The sequence below is a fragment of the Tractidigestivibacter sp. genome, assembly GCF_057241865.1.
Genome location: NZ_DBHHPX010000027.1, coordinates 1 through 17,036 on the forward strand (window position 1 = coordinate 1; position 17,036 = coordinate 17,036).

Annotated in this window: 12 protein-coding genes and 2 tRNA genes; 11 read left to right on the forward strand and 3 right to left on the reverse strand. The window is 64.8% G+C overall.

Annotated elements, in window-relative coordinates; translation table 11 throughout:
• Positions 1 to 67 precede the first annotated feature (67 nt).
• From ACO59D_RS09185 to ACO59D_RS09200, 4 genes are all read left to right on the forward strand, one after another.
• Positions 68 to 652, forward strand: a complete 585-nt coding sequence (locus ACO59D_RS09185) for a transposase (RefSeq protein WP_485126739.1) — start codon at positions 68 to 70, stop codon at positions 650 to 652.
• A 78-nt stretch (positions 653 to 730) separates the two neighbouring features.
• On the forward strand, positions 731 to 1,063 hold the full coding sequence (locus ACO59D_RS09190) for a GNAT family N-acetyltransferase (RefSeq protein ID WP_485126711.1): 333 nt from the start codon (positions 731 to 733) through the stop codon (positions 1,061 to 1,063).
• Between the two features lie 294 nt (positions 1,064 to 1,357).
• Positions 1,358 to 3,577 (forward strand): GAF domain-containing SpoIIE family protein phosphatase, encoded by a 2,220-nt coding sequence (locus tag ACO59D_RS09195; RefSeq protein ID WP_485126712.1) that lies wholly within the window; start codon positions 1,358 to 1,360, stop codon positions 3,575 to 3,577.
• A 64-nt stretch (positions 3,578 to 3,641) separates the two neighbouring features.
• The gene (locus tag ACO59D_RS09200; RefSeq protein WP_485126713.1) at positions 3,642 to 4,418 is read left to right on the forward strand and encodes an anti-sigma factor antagonist; all 777 of its coding nucleotides are present in this window, start codon (positions 3,642 to 3,644) and stop codon (positions 4,416 to 4,418) included.
• Between the two features lie 91 nt (positions 4,419 to 4,509).
• Here the strand turns inward: ACO59D_RS09200 and ACO59D_RS09205 are convergent.
• Both ACO59D_RS09205 and ACO59D_RS09210 read right to left on the reverse strand, forming a co-directional pair.
• Positions 4,510 to 4,583 (reverse strand) — tRNA-Cys (locus tag ACO59D_RS09205).
• A 38-nt stretch (positions 4,584 to 4,621) separates the two neighbouring features.
• A tRNA-Gly gene (locus tag ACO59D_RS09210) sits at positions 4,622 to 4,697 on the reverse strand.
• 226 nt (positions 4,698 to 4,923) lie between these two features.
• Between ACO59D_RS09210 and ACO59D_RS09215 the strand changes: the two genes are divergently transcribed.
• The 4 genes from ACO59D_RS09215 to ACO59D_RS09230 all read left to right on the forward strand — a co-directional run bounded on the left by ACO59D_RS09215 (position 4,924) and on the right by ACO59D_RS09230 (position 9,635).
• The gene (locus ACO59D_RS09215; RefSeq protein WP_485126714.1) at positions 4,924 to 5,829 is read left to right on the forward strand and encodes a putative ABC transporter permease; all 906 of its coding nucleotides are present in this window, start codon (positions 4,924 to 4,926) and stop codon (positions 5,827 to 5,829) included.
• 11 nt (positions 5,830 to 5,840) lie between these two features.
• The gene (locus ACO59D_RS09220; RefSeq protein ID WP_485126715.1) at positions 5,841 to 7,070 is read left to right on the forward strand and encodes a cysteine desulfurase family protein; all 1,230 of its coding nucleotides are present in this window, start codon (positions 5,841 to 5,843) and stop codon (positions 7,068 to 7,070) included.
• Positions 7,070 to 8,161: a tRNA 2-thiouridine(34) synthase MnmA gene (gene mnmA / locus ACO59D_RS09225; protein ID WP_485126716.1), complete on the forward strand. Its 1,092-nt coding sequence runs from the start codon at positions 7,070 to 7,072 to the stop codon at positions 8,159 to 8,161. The genes ACO59D_RS09220 and mnmA overlap by 1 nt, the downstream gene beginning before the upstream one ends.
• 70 nt (positions 8,162 to 8,231) lie before the next feature.
• Positions 8,232 to 9,635, forward strand: a complete 1,404-nt coding sequence (locus ACO59D_RS09230) for a lysylphosphatidylglycerol synthase transmembrane domain-containing protein (protein ID WP_485126717.1) — start codon at positions 8,232 to 8,234, stop codon at positions 9,633 to 9,635.
• 49 nt (positions 9,636 to 9,684) lie between these two features.
• On the opposite strand, the gene ACO59D_RS09235 is transcribed toward ACO59D_RS09230, so the two are convergent.
• Entirely contained in the window at positions 9,685 to 10,629 is a 945-nt protein-coding gene (locus ACO59D_RS09235; protein WP_485126718.1) for a lactate/malate family dehydrogenase, read from the reverse strand.
• 735 nt (positions 10,630 to 11,364) lie between these two features.
• On the opposite strand from ACO59D_RS09235, the gene ACO59D_RS09240 reads away from it, so the two are divergent.
• Genes ACO59D_RS09240 through ACO59D_RS09250 form a run of 3 tightly spaced genes read left to right on the forward strand, consistent with a single transcriptional unit; the run spans position 11,365 to position 17,021 of the window.
• Positions 11,365 to 13,221, forward strand: a complete 1,857-nt coding sequence (locus ACO59D_RS09240; RefSeq protein ID WP_485126719.1) for a TerB N-terminal domain-containing protein — start codon at positions 11,365 to 11,367, stop codon at positions 13,219 to 13,221.
• Complete coding sequence (locus ACO59D_RS09245) at positions 13,218 to 14,591, forward strand: ATP-binding protein (protein ID WP_485126720.1); 1,374 nt, start codon at positions 13,218 to 13,220, stop codon at positions 14,589 to 14,591. Before ACO59D_RS09240 ends, ACO59D_RS09245 begins: the two co-directional genes overlap by 4 nt.
• Before the next feature lie 6 nt (positions 14,592 to 14,597).
• Positions 14,598 to 17,021: a DEAD/DEAH box helicase gene (locus ACO59D_RS09250; RefSeq protein ID WP_485126721.1), complete on the forward strand. Its 2,424-nt coding sequence runs from the start codon at positions 14,598 to 14,600 to the stop codon at positions 17,019 to 17,021.
• Positions 17,022 to 17,036: the final 15 nt, after the last annotated feature.

The following is a 17,036-nucleotide window of genomic DNA, read 5'->3' on the forward strand; positions in this document are numbered from 1 at the left end:
CTGCCTGGCGTATCTCCTTGCCCTGATCGGCGGTTTCTAGATTGCCATTAACACCGAGGCCTACTCGATCGGCGTCGCCGCGGAGATGCCCCGCGCCGCGCAGACGGTCGACAGGTTCCATGTCATGCGGCTCTTCCCCAGGAGAGTCGACGGGGTGAGGTGCCGCGAGAGGAGGGGGCCCGCCGACAGGCGCGCCATGCCCTCGGGCACCAGGTACGTCTGGCTGAAGCGCGAGGAGAGCCTGACCGATGGGCAGAGGGCGACGAGGGAGGCCCTCGACCCGGCGAGGTCGCACCTGCAGACCGCCAGGGCGTGCCAGATGGAGGAGGCCATGGGGGACGTCTACGGGCTCCCGGACAGGGAGTCCGCGGCGGTCGCCCTCGACAGGCTCGCGAGCCGGATGGCGCACTCCAACGTGCCCGAGACGAGGGTGGTGGCGAGGACCCTGCGCAAGGAGCGGGAGGGCATCCCCGACTGGTGGAGGTCGAGCGCCACCAACGCGATCCTCGGGGGGCCCGACTCCGTGATCCAGTCGATCAGGAGGGCGTCGAGGGGCTTCAGGAACGTCGGGTACTTCGAGACCATGATCTTCCTGAGGCTGGGGAGGCTGGACTTCTCGGCCCAGTCCTCACTGGCCTGTGCTACCCACTAGAAATGCGGAAGAACCTGAAAAAGGCGTAGTATTGTCGGACGCTCAGTGAGAAAAACCAGAGGTTGTGAGGGTGTGATTGTGGTAAGGGAAGCAGCTAAAGATGACTTATATGAATTGCTGAACTTGTACCTCTATTTGCATGAGGACGGTATCCCAAGTAACTCACGGCATTTAGAAGCCGCGTGGAGTGCAATCGTCGAAGACGCAAACCATCACATCATAGTCAATGAGGTGGATGGCAGGATAGTCTCATCGTGCGTTTGCGTTATTGTGCCGAACCTGACCAGAGACGTCCGCCCATATGCGTTGATTGAGAACGTGGCCACAAACAAGGAGCATCGTGGAAAAGGCTTTGCATCAGAGTGCCTTGATTATGCAGAAGAACGTAGCAATACAAAACCGCTGCTATAAGATGATGCTGCTAACAGGGGCAAAGAGTGAAAGCACATTAGATTTTTACAGGAACGCTGGATACAACAGCGAAGATAAGACTGCATTTGCACAGTGGCTCGAGTAGGGCAAGGGGTCTGCGGCGGAGAGCCTGGAACGGTTTTTATGCCGCCAGTCCCGCCCGCAGGATGAGCCTCTCGCCATAAGGTGCGGGAGAGTGGCCTTACGATGGCCTTGGTGGGGGCCCGCACGGTGCGGCAAGTCGTGGGAGAAGGCCATGCCACCAGGGGCCAGACTACAAGGAAAGGGCGGCACGTGGCAAAGAACGCACTCAGTACGCGGCGCGTGGAGGGCATAGGCGAGGGGAGCCTCGCCGCTACCTTCGCACGGCTCCTGCAGCTGACCTGCGAGGCTGTCGTGGTCTTCGATGGCGCCGGAAGGGTCCTTCTCGCCAACGACCAGGCATCCTCGCTGCTGTCACGCGCAGGGGGAGAAAGCCTTGTGGGCGCCGACGTGCGCACGCTCTTTCCGCCGGCGGGCCGCCATGATCCGGAGGCGCCGTTCTCGACGGATGCGCTGCCGTTCTCCGTTGACGGGACATCCACCGTCGTGACCATGGCCTCCCTGGCGGGCGTGCCAATGCGCCTGAGGGTGCGTTGCGACCATGTGCAGGCCGCAGGGGAGACGTACCTCGTGGTGGCGCTTCCGGCCGAGAGCGAAAGCCTTGAGGAGCACCAGGGCGAGAGGGACCTCGAAGACCTGCGCCGCGCAAACAACCGGCTGGCAGGTGCTTTGCGCATTGTCCTCGACACGCTGGACTCGCGTGACGTCCAGACGCTCTTCTCTCGCGTGCTGGAAGAGATCACGCAGACCATGGAGGCCGAGGCGACCATCGTCTACCTCGCCGAGTCCGATGGCTTCCACCTGCGCGGCATCTCGAAGTCGCTTGAGGGCGCACGTGTCCCGCACTTCATGGCATACGGGAAGTCGGTCGAGACGCTCGCCACGCGCGCCGGGCACGCCCTGCGCCTGCGCGTGAAGCCGCCACAGCCGTCGGAGCTGCGCCAGGGGAAGATCCGCGTGAGCGAGGTCGTGGACGAGGAGACCCGGGAGATCTTGCGCATAAGCAAGAGCCTGCTGCCGCCCTTCGCAAGCTTCTTCGCCGTGCCGGTGTGGTTTGGCGGCCACGTGATTGCAATCATCGAGGTGGGGTGGTCGCGCCCGCATCCGCTGGACACCGATGGCGCGCGCCTTCTCGACTCTGTGGCGCACTACCTCTCCGTACAGCTTATGGGGGCCTTCTCGACCATGCGCCAGCAGCGGGCAGAGCGGCTGGCCCAGCGGGGCTCCGAGCTGCGCGAGGGGCTCCTGGACGCCTCTGAGGACGACGAGGACCTCCTGTCCCGCTCAGAGCAGGCCTTTGTGGAGGCGGCCGAGGAGCTTGATGCCGTCTACGTGCGCCTGCAGGAGAACGTCCACCAGAGCGTCCTGGTGGCCGAGCTGCCCGTCGCGGGCCTGCGCTCCGTGCCCATAGACCTCACGGCTGCGGAGGGGGGCCACCTAGAGGACGGCGTGGCCGTGGTGCCGGTGCTATCTGGCACGGAGGTCTTCTCGGCCCTGCACGACCTGGGGGAGCCCTGCGTGGGTGCGCTGGTTGACGCGGGCAGGCTTGCGGGCGAGAGGCGCTGCTGCCTTGTGCTGCGTCCCGACGGCGCCGAGCCCCTCGATGCCGTTGAGCTGGCGTTTCTCGGAAGGCTTGCCCATGACGTGCGCGACATCCTTCTGGGGGAGGAGAAGCGCGAGCAGGACAAGCGCATCTCCCAGGCGCTCCAGACCGGCATGCGTAACGCGCTGCAGCACGTGGACGGCCTTACGGCTCAGGGCATCTACTCCTCGGCCACCGAGTCTGCTTTCGTGGGGGGAGACTTCTACGACCTCATCCGTCTGCCGGGGCGGCGCGCCTGCGTGATCGTGGGTGACGTCTCGGGCAAGGGCGTAGAGTCCGCCTCGGTCTCTGCGGCCGTCAAGACGGCGCTTGGAGCGTATTCGTGGGAGGGCCTCGCGCCGGCGCGCATGGTACGCTCGCTCAACGAGTTCCTGCTCGGGTTCTCGCGCATCGAGACGTTCGCGACGCTCTTCGTGGGCATCGTGGACCTTGCTGCGGCGACGCTCACGTACTGCTCGGCGGGCCATCCGCCTGCGGTCCTCGTGCGTGCCTCCACGCGCCAGATAGACCTGCTCGACGTGCAGTCCGGCGTTGTGGGCGCCTTCCATGACATGGAGTACCGTGATGGCGTGGCGTCGCTTTGCGAGGGGGACATCCTCTTCCTCTACACCGATGGCACGACTGAGGCGCGCTCGCCCTCCGGCGCGTTCTTTGGCGACGAGGGGCTGCGCGACATGGTCTCCACCGAGACCTCTGGGGACTTCGACGGGCTTCTCGACCGCTGTCTGGCACGGCTGGACGACTTCACGGGACGCAACCTCAACGACGACGTCTCGATGATCGCGGTGCGCTTCGACGGGCTGGGGTAGGGGCGTCACCGTGCTGCCTGCGCTTCTCGGCATATCCATACGGCGTTGTGGGAAGCATTTGCGTATGGAGAGAATGTCGGACATAGCCGTGGTGAACGTCGCAGGAGACCTGGACGTGACGAGCGTGGGTGCGCTGAGAAGGAATGTCGACGCGCTCATCGCCGATGGCTGCCGCCGCATCATCCTCAACATGGATGACGTCTCCTATGCGGACTCTGCCGGGTTGGGCCTCGTGCTCATGGAGCTCAGGCGCATGAGGTCCCTAGGTGGGCTTCTCTCGCTCATCAACGTGCGTCCGCGGGTCTACATGTGCCTCGCGCTCATGCGCATCGTCGACTACATGCCGGTGTCTCGCGCGGGAAGCAGGCGCACGGTCTCGGAGCTTGACCCGTCGGTGCTTCCGCTGTGGCGCACGACCTTTCCCGTTGATGCCGTGCACCTGGCTGAGGCGCGCGATCGTGTGGGCGAGCTCATGCGTGGCATGCCCTTCTCCGATGATGACGTGTTTGACATGACCCTTGCCTGCGGCGAGGCCCTAGGCAACGCCGTGGACCACACGTGCGCCGTGGGCGTGCTGGCCACGGTCACCGCCTACGACGACAGGATCGAGGTCGACGTGACGGACTGCGGCGAGGGCTTCGAGCTTGGCGCTGACGAGGAGCCGTTGGCTACGGGACTGGGTGCCGAGCGAGGCAGGGGGATTCGTCTCATGCGCCTGCTTACCGATGCCGTGTCGATTAGGCGCAAGCCCTCGGGGAGGGGAACTGTGGTGCGTCTCGTGAAGCTCGTGCCCGTGCGCGAGGGGATTGGGGCCTCCTCCGGGAGCGGCGCCTTGGCGTAGAGGCGCTTGCAGGGGGCGCTGTGGCGTCAACCCGGCCGCACACCCGTCACCAACAAAAGGGCACCCGCTCGCACGGGCGCCCGTTCTTCTCTGGAGGCGAAGCCCGGATTCGAACCGGGGGTAAGGGCTTTGCAGGCCCGTGCCTTACCACTTGGCCACTTCGCCATTTGAAAAAAGGCCGATTCTCACCGGCCGGAAACGCATGGAGCGGGCTACGGGGTTCGAACCCGCGACCTCCACCTTGGCAAGGTGGCGCGCTACCAACTGCGCTAAGCCCGCGACGCAGGGGATAATATACGAGAACCCCCGCTCCGATGCAAGCGAGAATTTGAACTTTTTTAGACGAACTTGAGAATTGGCAGGTAGGGTCGCAGGTAGAAGCCAGGGGATTCCGAGAAGAAAGTCTGGATGCGGCCACGGGCGGTCGTGTCGTATGCTAGGAGGGCATGCGGGCGCCCCGGCACCCGCCTCGACAAGACCCTCAGCCCACCAAGGAGCCCGCCCGATGATCCTAAGCTTGCTCACGCTTCTTCTCGTAGTCCTCATCATCGAGGGCTTCGTCCGGGTGATCCGCTACTTCTCAGACTGGCTGCGTCAGGGCAGGAAGCTTGACGCCCCGGAGGTCTCCGAGGCCCGTGAGGCCGCGGAGGCTGCCGAGAAGGTCGCCGAATGCGACCTTAGGGGCATAGACGACAAGGACGTTCCCCAGCGCAGCGCTACCATCATGCGCACCGAGCGCGATGCGACCGAGGCCTACCTCGACGAGATGCGCCTCGGCTTCTATCAGATCACCATAGTCTTCTTCCTCGGCTGCATCGCGGGCCTCTTCGTCGAGGAGGTCTGGATGTTCATCACCGCCGGTCTCACGCAGAGCCGCGTGGGCCTGGTATGGGGCCCCTTCTCGCCGCTCTATGGCTTTGGTGCCGCCTTCCTCACCATCATCTGCTTCGAGATGCGTCGCCACCACGCCAAGGGCTGGCAGATCTTTCTCATCTCCATGGCGGTCGGCGGCTTTCTGGAGCAGGTCACCGGCTGGTCCATGGCCACCCTCTTTCACGCCGAGTCATGGACCTACGAGTACCTGCCCGACCACATCACACAGTGGGTCGCCTGGCGCTTCCTGTTTTTCTGGGGTGTGCTGGGACTCACGTGGTGCTGTGTGGTCATGCCTCCGCTGCTGTACCGCATCGGCATGCCCACGTCGCGCCGGCAGCTAATCTTCGTGATTCTAGTGAGCGTCTATCTCGTGGCCGACATCTGGATGACGCTTGCGTGCTTCAACCGCAAGACCGCACGCGATGCCGGTGTGCCTCCCAGCAACGCGTTTGAGCAGTGGGTGGACGAGCATTACACGGACGAGTTCATAGCCAATCGCTTCCAGAACCTCGTCATTGGGGGCGACGAGCAGTGACGGCCGCCACCATGGCACCCCAGCGCGCCGCAGGCCGCGAGGTCTACCTCGACTATGCGGCGGCAACGCCCCTCGACCCCAGGGTCCTCTCGGCCATGGAGCCCTATCTCACGCGCTGCTTCGAGAACCCCTCCGCGCCGTACGCCCGCGCCCGCGCGGCCCGCGACGCCCTGGAGCGCGCGCGTGCGGACATCGCGCACCTCATAGGCGCCAAGCCTGATGGCATCACCTTCACCGCCGGAGCAACCGAGGCCAACAACCTCGCCTTTGCCGCTACGGACGGTGGCGTGGTGACCGATGCGGCCGAGCACGACTCCGTCCTTGCCTGCGCGGAGGCACGCGATGCCGTGGTAGTTGGCGTAGGTGCCGACGGGCGGGTGGACCCCGAGGAGGCCTGCGCCGCGATTGGCCCTGCCACGCAGCTTGTCTCGGTGGAGCTCGCAAACGGCGAGGCGGGTGCCGTGCAGCCCGTGCGCGAGATTGCGCGCGGCGTTGCGGCGGTGCGTGAGCGTCGCCTTGCCGAGGGAAGCCGCGTGCCGCTCTGGCTGCACACGGACGCCTCCCAGGCCGCGGGCGCGCTCTCCTGCAACGTGACCTCGCTCGGTGCCGATATGGTCACGCTGTCCGCCGCCAAGGTCTACGGTCCCAAGCAGGTGGGGGCTCTTTGGGTAGGCGAGGGCGTGCGCCTGCGCCCCCTGATCCTTGGCGGTGGGCAGGAAGGCGGCGCGCGCTCGGGCACCGAGAGCGTGGCGGGGGTGGTGGGCTTCGCCGCCGCGCTCGCCCTCGCGCAGGGGGGCCGCTCCGAGGAGTGTCGCCGCGAGGAGGCGCTGCGCTCGCGGCTTGAGGGTGCCCTTGCAGCGGAGTTTCCAGGCATGGTGGTCTCGGGGCCGAGAAAAGCCAGGCATCGCCTCCCGGGCCTTCTCCACGTGAGCTTTCCCGGCCTCGAGGCGCGCCGCCTCGTGGTGCTCCTCGAGCGGCGCGGGGTCTCGGTGGGCACGGGCAGCGCCTGTGCGGCCAGCCGCATGCGCGAGAGCCACGTCCTCAAGGCCATGGGGCTTTCCCCGGAGGTCTCGGCGGGCAGCCTGCGCATCACGGTGGGGCGCCCTACCAGCACAGATGACATCGACTACGCTGCCGAGCAGATCGTGGCCGCCGTGCGCACCGAGATGCGGCGCACGGGCGTCACCGACGAGGACATGCTCGCCCTCGCGGGAGGGCTTGCCGTGGGGAGGTGTCGCTAATGGGCGAGAAGGTCTTTCTCGGCCTCTCCGGAGGTGTGGACTCGGCGCTTTCTGCAGCGCTTCTCGTCGAGCAGGGCTACGACGTGACGGCGGTCTACATGCGCAGTTGGTCGCGCGACCTGCCGGGGTATCGCTGCCCCTGGGCAGACGACCTTGCTGACGCCGAGCGCGTGGCCGTGACCTTGGGCATTGGCCTTGAGGTCTGGGACTGCGAGGAGGAGTACCGGCGGACCGTTGTCGACTACCTCGTCGATGCCTACGCCCGCGGCCTCACGCCCAATCCCGATGTGATGTGCAACCAGACGGTCAAGTTTGGCACCTTTGCCGAGCGCGCCTTTGCCCGCGGCGCCGACTTTATCGCCACGGGGCACTACGCCCGCGTGAGGCGCGATTCCGAGGCGGGGGCCACCCAGCTTCTGCGGGCCGCAGACGAGCACAAGGACCAAACCTACTTCCTTTGGCGCGTGGGTGAGACGGCATTCTCGCACACGCTCTTTCCCGTGGGCGACCTGCGCGACAAGGCCGAGGTGCGCCGCATGTGCGCCGAGAGGGGACTGGGAGTGGAGTCCAAGCCGGACTCTGACGGCATCTGCTTTGTGGGTCCGGTGGGCATGAGGACCTTCCTGCTGGACACGCTTGAGCGCCGCTCCGGTGACATTGTGGAATGGGAGACGGGCCGCGTCCTTGGCCACCACGATGGCGCCTTTCTGTTCACGGTTGGCCAGCGACGCGGGCTTGATCTGGGCGGGGGGCCTGCGCGCTACGTTGTCTCGACAGACACCGAGAGAAATGTGGTCTACGTGACCGCCGACCCAGCGTGCCCGGGCCTGTGGTGCATGCAGCTCGACCTCTCCGACGTGCATTGGATTGCCGGTAGGCCACCTGCGGACGGCGAGTATCTCGTGCGGACGAGGCATACGGGCGAGCTTCGGGCCGCCCGCGTAGAGGCGCTCGACAAAGGCCGTGCTCGCGTGAGCTTCGCTGGGCCCGTGCGCACGGTGGCGCCGGGACAATCCGCCGTTATCTATGGGGGTCTCGTCTGTCTGGGGGGCGGCATCGTGGAACCAGACACGGTGGCCTATAATCCTTGAGTTAGCTCGTGTGACGTGACTGGTTGACACCCCCGGCGCTGGCCTGGGGCGAGGTGGGTCGGAGGTGCTTGTGGCAGAGGACGCCGAGGATAAGGCCCCCGTGGAGGGGCACTCCCGGCAGCGTGATGTCGGGGGAGCACCTGCGACGGCTGCCACCTCGGCCTCGGGTGTCCCAGCGCCGCAGAAGCGCCCCAAGGCCCCAAAGCCGCAGGTCGTTGGTGCCAAGGTGAGCGCTCCCAAGCCCAAGCATGCTGCCGGGGCCACTCCCAAGGCGGCTGCCGTGGGCGCGGGTGCCAAGGTCAAGTACCGCGTTGACGCCGTGAAGGCCGTCTCGACCCAAGACCGTGAGGCTGACAAGCAGAGCATGGGCCAGGTGCGTAAGAGCCTGGCCTTTCTCGGCGGTGTCACGCTTGCCTACCTGGCCTATCTCATCTTCTCCGGCCAGATGGATGTGTTTCTCGGCAGCCTTTCGCAGGTTGACAATACCTGGATTCTGCGTGGTGCCCTCTGCTACCTGGTCTACTACGTCATTGGCGTCTCGGCGTACGTGCTCTCGGTGATCACAGACCCCAACTCTCCCGTAGGCGTGCGCGACCTCATGAGCGTCGAGGCCGCTGGCATATTCTTCATGAACCTCACACCCAACGGCATGGGTGCCGCACCTGCGCAGATCTATCGCCTCACGCGTTCGGGCCTCTCCGTGGGCGGTGCCGGCGCGCTCCACTCCACGCGTTTCATCATGTACGAGGCAGGCGAGGGCATCTTTGCGGCCATCATGCTCGTCTTCCGGCTTGACTACTTCCTGGACTCTTTTGGCGACTTCATCATCGTTGGCATCCTGCTCTTTGCCTTCAAGATCTTGGAGTGTGTGGTGCTCTTCGCTATCTGCGCGTACCCCAAGTTCTTCTCGAGCATTGGCAACTGGGTGCTGCGCTTTGCCAGCAAGCACGGCTGGGTGAAGGATTACGACCACTGGTACCAGGTCGTAAACAACCAGATCATGGAGTTCTCCGATGGCTTCAGGTCCGCCGCCAAGAACAGGCGGGACCTCATTGGCGTGCTGGTGCTCACCCTGTTGCAGCTGGGTTGCCTCTATGCGCTTCCGTGGTTCGTGCTTAACGCCTTTGGCAAGGAGGCCGACCTCATTACCTGCCTGGCCTCTGGCTCGATGCTCGAGCTGCTCACCTCGGCCATCCCGCTGCCCGGTGGCACCGGTGGAGCCGAGGGCGGCTTTGCGCTGCTCTTTGGCAAGATGTTTGGGGCACAGGCGTCAGCGGGCTTCGTGCTCTGGCGCGCCATCGAATACTTCCTGCCTACACTGTGCGCAGCGCCGCTTCTGGGCCTGCGTTCGACGAGCGGCGAGAGCATCAACCACCGCTTCAAGCGCTATGGTGCGCGCTTGAGGGGGCTCTTTGGTGGTCGTGGCGGACGTGGCGGCAAGGGTTCCGGCGGGATAAAGGTCACGCTCAAGTAGGGTGCCAGCCGTCTGCCAGCGACGAGGGGCCGCACGCGCCGCGTGCCGTCTACCACGAGACCTTGGCGATGTTCTCCTCGATGTGCTTGCAGCTGGCCTGCCAACGTTCCTGCTCGCGTGGCGTCATGGTGGGAATGATGGCCTGCTCGACGCCCTGTGCGCCAATCACGCAGGGTAGCGACGCGTAGTGCCCCGAGACGCCATAAACCCCTTCGACCAGGGTCGAGACGGGGGTCACGAGCTTGGTGTCGCCCACGATGGCCGCGATGATGGACACGGTCCCGTTGGCGATGGAGTACTCGGTGCAGGCCTTGCCCACCATGGTCGTGTATCCACCGCGTACGGCCTGCTCCTCGAGCGCGTCTCGGTCGAGCGTGATGCCCGTTTGGGCTTCGAGCTCCTCGGGCGCGAGGCACCCAAAGGCGACGTGCGACCAGAGGGCGAACTCGGAAAAGCCATGCTCGCCGAGCATCCATGCGTTGATCGAGGCCTGGTTGAGGCCGGTTGCGCCGGCGAGCGCGTGCTTGAGGCGGGCGGAGTCGAGTGTGGTGCCCGAGCCCATCACGCGGCGGGGGTCGCAGTCGGCAAGGTCACGGATCTCGGTGGCGATAACGTCGTTGGGGTTTGCGACGCTCACCCAGATGCCCGTGAAACCGGCGTCCTCGACGCGGCGCACGAACGTCTTGGGCTCCTCGACCGTGGGGACAAGCTCGCCGTCGCGGTCGGTACGGGCGGCGTCCACATGGCCCGCTGCGTTGACGATAACGCCGCAGCCGGCCAGCTCCTCGTAGGTGGCATCGCACTCGATCACGCGCGCGGGGCGAGGGTAGAAGCTCATGGCGTCAAGAAGGTCGTTTGTCTGCGCGCGACAGAGCCTCTCGTTCGTGTCGGAGAGGCGTATCTCGTTCGCGAGTCCCTGGGCAAGCAGTGCGCTTGCGACGTGTGCGCCTACGTGGCTGCAGCCGATGATGCCGATGGTAGTGTTGGTTGCCATGCTCTGCGCTCCTTGGATGTGAGACTGTTCTCGGATATTGTCTCACTTGAGGCCTGTGCCGTCTTGGCCGGTTGGTCACGGTTGCCACGACACGCCCGGTGGGACGAGGAGAGCCTGCTGCGTAGCTGCGCCCCAAAGAAGGGCTGGCAACACGGCGTTGCGGATGTAGGCGAGGGCTTGGCCCTTGTGGCACGAATTTACGGTTGGTGGCAGTTTTTCGGGGGTCCGCAAAGTGCAAACTGATTCGAAGTTTGTTGAAGTGCTGGTCAGCAATTTACCACTCTAGCGGTATCACATCAAGGATTTGCCCCGAACTGCCACAAACCGTAAATTCGCGTTCCGGCCGGCGGCGAGGGGCTTCCCCGGGCGCCGACGGCGCCATCGGCCCATGTGGGGACGCGGGCGGGGCCGGGCGCTCGCCAGACAGCGGCCGCACGAATTGACGTTTGGTGGCAGTTTCGGGCAAATCCTTGATATGTTTCAGAAGAGGTCGCAAATCCGTGACCTGCGGATCAACAAACATCAAACTAATTACTACTCGAGGGGTCCCCGAAAAACTGCCACCAAACGTCAAAACGTGCCATTGGGGCTCTTGCTGCTTCTATATCGAACGCACAGATGCGACCAAGTGGTCGTGAGCTCGGATATGCGAATTGTCGTACACACGTTCTCATGTGCTGAGCAGGGGAGTAGAATGGGTTATCACGGTTGCCGAGTCGTATGGGGAGGTGTGGCTTGGACGAGGACGGTATGAGTCACCTGGAGGATTTCGCACGGTCGCGTGCGGAGGAGATCCTTGAGCAAATCCTCTCATCGAGGGCTGCCCGCATGCTCGTGGCCGAAAGCCAGCACACTTATTCTGACCAGCCAATCCTTCAGACCGGTGCAGACTTCGCGCGTGAGCGCGCGAAGAGTCGGCAGGAGGGACGGGCCGCCGCGCGCACGGCTCGCGGGCAGCGTGCTGAGCGACGTCACCAGGTAGACTACGCAGCAGCATCGCGGCCGGCTCAGCCTACGCCTTTCGATGAGGTCATTCCCTCCTGGCTGTCCTTCTCCCTTGAAACGTCGGGATATTCCCAAAGGAGCGTGGAGCCCGCGGATTCAGAGCTTCCTCCCACCCTGCGCAAGCTGCGCCGGCTGGAGGGCGAGGGCCTTCGGTCGGGTGAGCTCTTCTGTCGGCAGGCGCGCCTCGCTGCCATGTTCGAGGACAGCCTCCCCTTCGAGGGCTTTCATCCCTACCGTTACCTTCCAACCTACAAGAGCCTAGGCAACTTGGAGCTGCGCGGCTACTTCACCTGGCGCACCGCGTGGCGACGGGGCACCGTCGCCGATGCGCCGGCAACCTACGCCACAATCCTCGCCTTCGAGCTCATAAACGGCGTGGGCGCCGCCCCGGGGGCCGAGGCTCTCGCCCGCCTCCACCAGCTTGAGCAGCGCTGCGCCGATGAGGACGCACGTGGCAGGGGTCCCAGCGTGACCATGGACATCAGGCGTTGGGAGCGCGACTACGCCATCTGCGTGGGACTCGATGTGCGCCAGACGGTCCCGGAGGCGGACCGCTCGTTTGGCTCGGGGGTCGAGACGCTGCGTGCCATGGAGCACGCGGAACTTCTTGCCAAGGGGCTCATTGAGAGCCAGTCGGGGGAGAAGGCGTCGACCCCTACAGATGACGAGGTCATGGTGGCAATGGGCAACGTCTCCACCATTGATGTGTCGCGATCCCCCTTCGTCCGCGCGCACCAGGAGTCGTTCGCTGCGGTCGCGGCGGCTGTGGCGCGTCGGATGGCCGTGCACTGCAATCGTCGCAGGAAGACGGGGTGGGTCGACGGCCTGGTTGGCTACCGTACGTCGTGGCCATTCACGCCGCTTGCCGGCGTCCCGCTCGAGCGCGGTTGGGAGGGTCCAGACCGAACCATTCGCGTTTGTCCTGGTCAAACGGTGAGCTATCGCTTGGGCCGCTGGACGGAGCGACTTGCCTACTCAACCGCCGAGCGCAGTCGGAACCTGACGCGCCTCCTCCGGGCCATCGACCGTCAGATGCGCATCGACTGGGGCTTCGGTCATCCGCTCAAAGACCAAAGGCTGCCCCGCTATCTCGACAAGATGGTTGTCGAGGAGAGCCGGGTGCAGCATGAGCGCGAGAAAGAGGCCGAGAGACGCCGCTTTAGGGTTGACCTCTCCAAGCTGGGCGGCATTCGCAGTGCGGCGGCAGTCACGCGTGAGGCGCTTTTGGTGGACGAGGAACGCGAGGACCACGCGCCTGGCGATGCCGTTGCAGAGCCTGCGTCCGCACCGCTGCCGCCAGCGGGTACGGCCGCCCAACCGCCGGCGGCAGAACCCGCACCCGAGCAGAGCGCATCTGCACCGCTGCCAGACAATGGTCTCACCACCCAAGAGCAAGACATCCTCGGTGCGCTTCTCGCCCATAAGAGCGTACCTGTTGCTATGGGCACCTCCGTCGACATGCTCGTCGACTCCATCAACGAGAAGCTCTTCGACCTTATGGGAGACACGGTGTTGGAGTTTGGAGAGGACGGCCCGGCCATCGTTGAGGATTACGAGCAGGACCTGAGAGGATACCTTCAATCATGACGCAAACAATCTCTGGGCATGCGCCGCGCGTGCCAAGGCGCATCGCGCAAGTGATCGTCAATTCCCTCAAGGGCGGTGTTGTCCCGCGCGTGGGCTTGCCCTACATCACCGTGGGACGTGACCGAGAGGTGGCCGCGCTTCTCCATGACCTTGACCTCGTGGCCGATGGTGGCGCCAGCTTTCGCTTTCTGGTGGGCCGCTATGGCAGCGGTAAGAGCTTTCTGCTCCAGACCATCCGCAACCACGCCATGGGCCGGGGCTATGTGGTGGCGGATGCGGACCTCTCGCCCGAGCGTCGCCTCCAGGGCACGGGCGGGCAGGGCCTTGCCACCTACCGCGAACTCATTCGCAACCTCAGCACCAAGACCAGGCCGGAGGGAGGTGCCCTCAACCTGGTGCTCGACCGCTGGGTCTCGAACGTGCAGACGCAGGTGACGCTCGAAGACGGGCTTGACCCCGAGGACCCGGCCTTCGTTGGTGCCATGGAGCGACGCATCATGGGCACCATGGCATCGGTCCAGGAGCTGGTCCACGGGTACGACTTCGCGCGTCTTCTCACCATGTACTGGCACGCCCACCTCGAGGGGGACGACGAGGCCAAGGCTAGCGTCACCAAGTGGTTCCGTGGCGAGTACCGCAACAAGACCGAGGCCAGGCAGGAGCTGGGTGTGGGCATCGTGATTGGCGATGACGACTGGTACGACTACCTCAAGATCCTCGCGACGTTCCTCGTGGGCGCCGGCTACAAGGGACTGGTCGTCCTCCTCGACGAGATGGTGAACCTCTACAAGATCCCCAACGCGGTGAGCAGGCAGTACAACTACGAGAAGGTGCTCACCATGTACAATGACACGCTTCAGGGCAAGGCGCGCCACCTCGGTATCATCATGAGCGGAACGCCGCAGGCGGTAGAGGACAGGCGCCGTGGCCTCTATTCCTACGAGGCCCTGAGAAGCCGCCTCGCGCAGGGGCGCTTCTCGCAGGACGGCCTGGTCGACATGCTGGCGCCGGTCATCAGGCTTGAGCCGCTCACGCACGAGGAGCTGCTGGTACTGGTCGAGAAGCTCGCGGACATCCATGCGGGGCTCTTTGGCTACATGCGCACAATCACACAGGGCGAGCTCGTGCGCTTCCTCGAGACGGAGTATGGTCGCGTTGGGGCGGACACCCACCTTACTCCGCGCGAGGTCATTCGAGACTTTGTCGAGATGCTCGACATCCTGTCCCAGAACCCTGGAATCACAGTCGAGCAACTGCTGGGCAGCGGGCAGTTCAGCGCTCCCGTGAAGGCACCGGCCGAGCAGGATGCGGCTGCACCTACCAGTGCGTCTTCGGCCGGGCAGGACGAGTTCGCCGAGTTCGATATCTAGGCAGCCATGGACGCATTCGACCGCTATGCCCCGTTCATTCAGGACTTTATCTACGAGCACGACTGGCGTGCCCTGAGGGCCGTACAGGTTGCTGCTGCCGACGCCATCTTCAACACTGACGAGAATGTCCTGCTCACGGCCTCGACTGCCTCGGGCAAGACCGAGGCGGCGTTCTTTCCCATCCTCACGGAGCTCTGGGAAGACCCTCCTGCGTCCGTGGGCTGCATCTACATTGGTCCGCTCAAGGCACTGATCAACGACCAGTTCTTACGGCTGGAAGGCCTCTGCGCCGAAGGCGACATACCGGTATGGCACTGGCATGGGGACGTGTCGCGGTCTCACAAGGCCAAAATGCTCAAGCGCCCCTCGGGAGTCCTGCAAATCACGCCCGAGTCGCTCGAGGCCATGCTCTTGCACCGCCATAACGCCATCCCGCGCATCTTTGGTGACCTGCGTTTTGTTGTGATTGACGAGGTGCACTCGCTGCTGCGAGGCGATCGCGGTGGCCAGACGCTCTGCTGCCTCGAGCGGCTCTCCCGTCTGGCAGGCGTAACGCCACGTCGCATTGGTCTCTCGGCCACCATCGGCGACCCTGCCGCTACCGGCGCCTACCTTTCCGCGGGGACGGGGCGTGGCTGTGTTATCCCCAGGCTGGAGGCTCCGCGGGAGCGCTGGCGCCTCTCGATGGAGCACTTCTACGTGACGGGGCCGCAGGCACCGGAGCGTGGTGAGGACGGACTTGGCCACGGCGGCAGCGTTGGCCCCGCTACAGCGGAGGCTGCGTACGAGACGCCTCAGCCGGTCGCAGCCGAGGAGCGCGTGCCTAGCCCAGACGAGCGCGTGGAGGACGCCTCTCCAGATGTCTCGGACGTCTCGCCGCAGACGGAGCAGCCCGAGCCCGAGGCGCCCACAGACAGGGCGCCGGCCTTTGCGGACCCAGGCCTTGCCTACGTCTTCGAGCACACGCGCGGCCACAAGTGCCTGGCCTTTGCCAACTCGCGCGAGGAGTGCGAGGCCGTTACCACGACGCTTCGCCAGTATTGCGAGGCCGTGGGCGAGCCCGACCGCTTCCTCATCCACCACGGCAACCTCTCGGCAAGCTTCAGACAAACGGCCGAGGAGCTCATGCGCGACGAGGACGCAAGCCTCACCACGGTGACCACATCCACGCTTGAGCTGGGAATCGATATCGGGCGCCTCGAGCGCGCGTTCCAGATAGACGCACCCTTCACGGTGAGCTCGTTTCTCCAGCGCATGGGCCGCACCGGACGTCGCGGGCAGCCTTGCGAGATGTGGTTCGTCATGCGTGAGGACGAGCCCGAGGCTCGGGCGCTGCTGCCCGAGACCGTGCCTTGGAAGCTCCTACAGGGCATTGCCCTCGTACAGCTCTACGTCGAGGAGCGATGGGTCGAGCCGCCGCGGCTGGATGGCCTGCCCTACAGCCTCCTCTATCACCAGACTATGGCGACGCTTGCCTCGACGGGCGAGCTTTCGCCCGCAGACCTGGCGCGTCGCGTGCTTACGCTCTCGCCCTTCCACCGTGTGACGGCAGATGATTACCGCACGCTCCTGCGCCATCTTGCGGACACGGACCAGATCGAGCGTACCGAGACGGGCGGGCTCATCGTGGGGCTCGCTGGCGAGCGCGTGACGAACGACTTCCGTTTCTACGCCACCTTTGCCGATGACGAGGAATACACCGTGCGCTCCGAGTCCCAGGAGCTGGGAACCATCGTCCAACCGCCGCCGGTGGGGGAGCGCATTGCCATCGCGGGTGCCGTCTGGGTGATCGAAGAGATTGACTACAAACGCCACCTCATCGAATGCACACAGGTGAAAGGTAAGGTTCCGGCGTATTTCGGGATGTGCGCCGGAGACGTGAATACCCACGTGCTGGAGCGGATGAGAGATGTTCTCCGCGAGACGCGCGGATACCCCTACCTGCGTCCCAATGCGCGTGCTCGGCTTGCCCAGGCACGCCACGTTGCCATGCTCGCCCATCTAGGCTCCGAGCCCCTGGTGTGTCTGGGCGGCACGTCGTGGTGCCTTCTGCCCTGGCTTGGGAGCTATGCCTTTCTCGCCCTCGAGCGCTTTCTCAAGATCCGCTGCGGCGAGAAGCTCGGCCTCAAGGGCCTCGACTCCTCCCGACCCTACTTCATGCAGTTCACCATGGGTGTGGACGCTCAGGGCTTCTACCGTGTGGTCAAAGAGGAGGCTGCCCGCCCGCTTGACCCCATGGAGCTGGTCTACCCCGGTGAGGTTCCACGCTTTGACAAGTATGATGACTTTGTGCCCGACGAACTGGTGCGCAGGGGCTTCGCGTACGGCGTGCTCGATGTCAGGGGCATGCTTGCGCGCGTGCTCGCGTGGCCCGATGCGCCGGGGTGCGACATGCCAGCGCTCTCTGGCACAAATCTGTCAGCAACCTGACGGGAACAAGTGTTC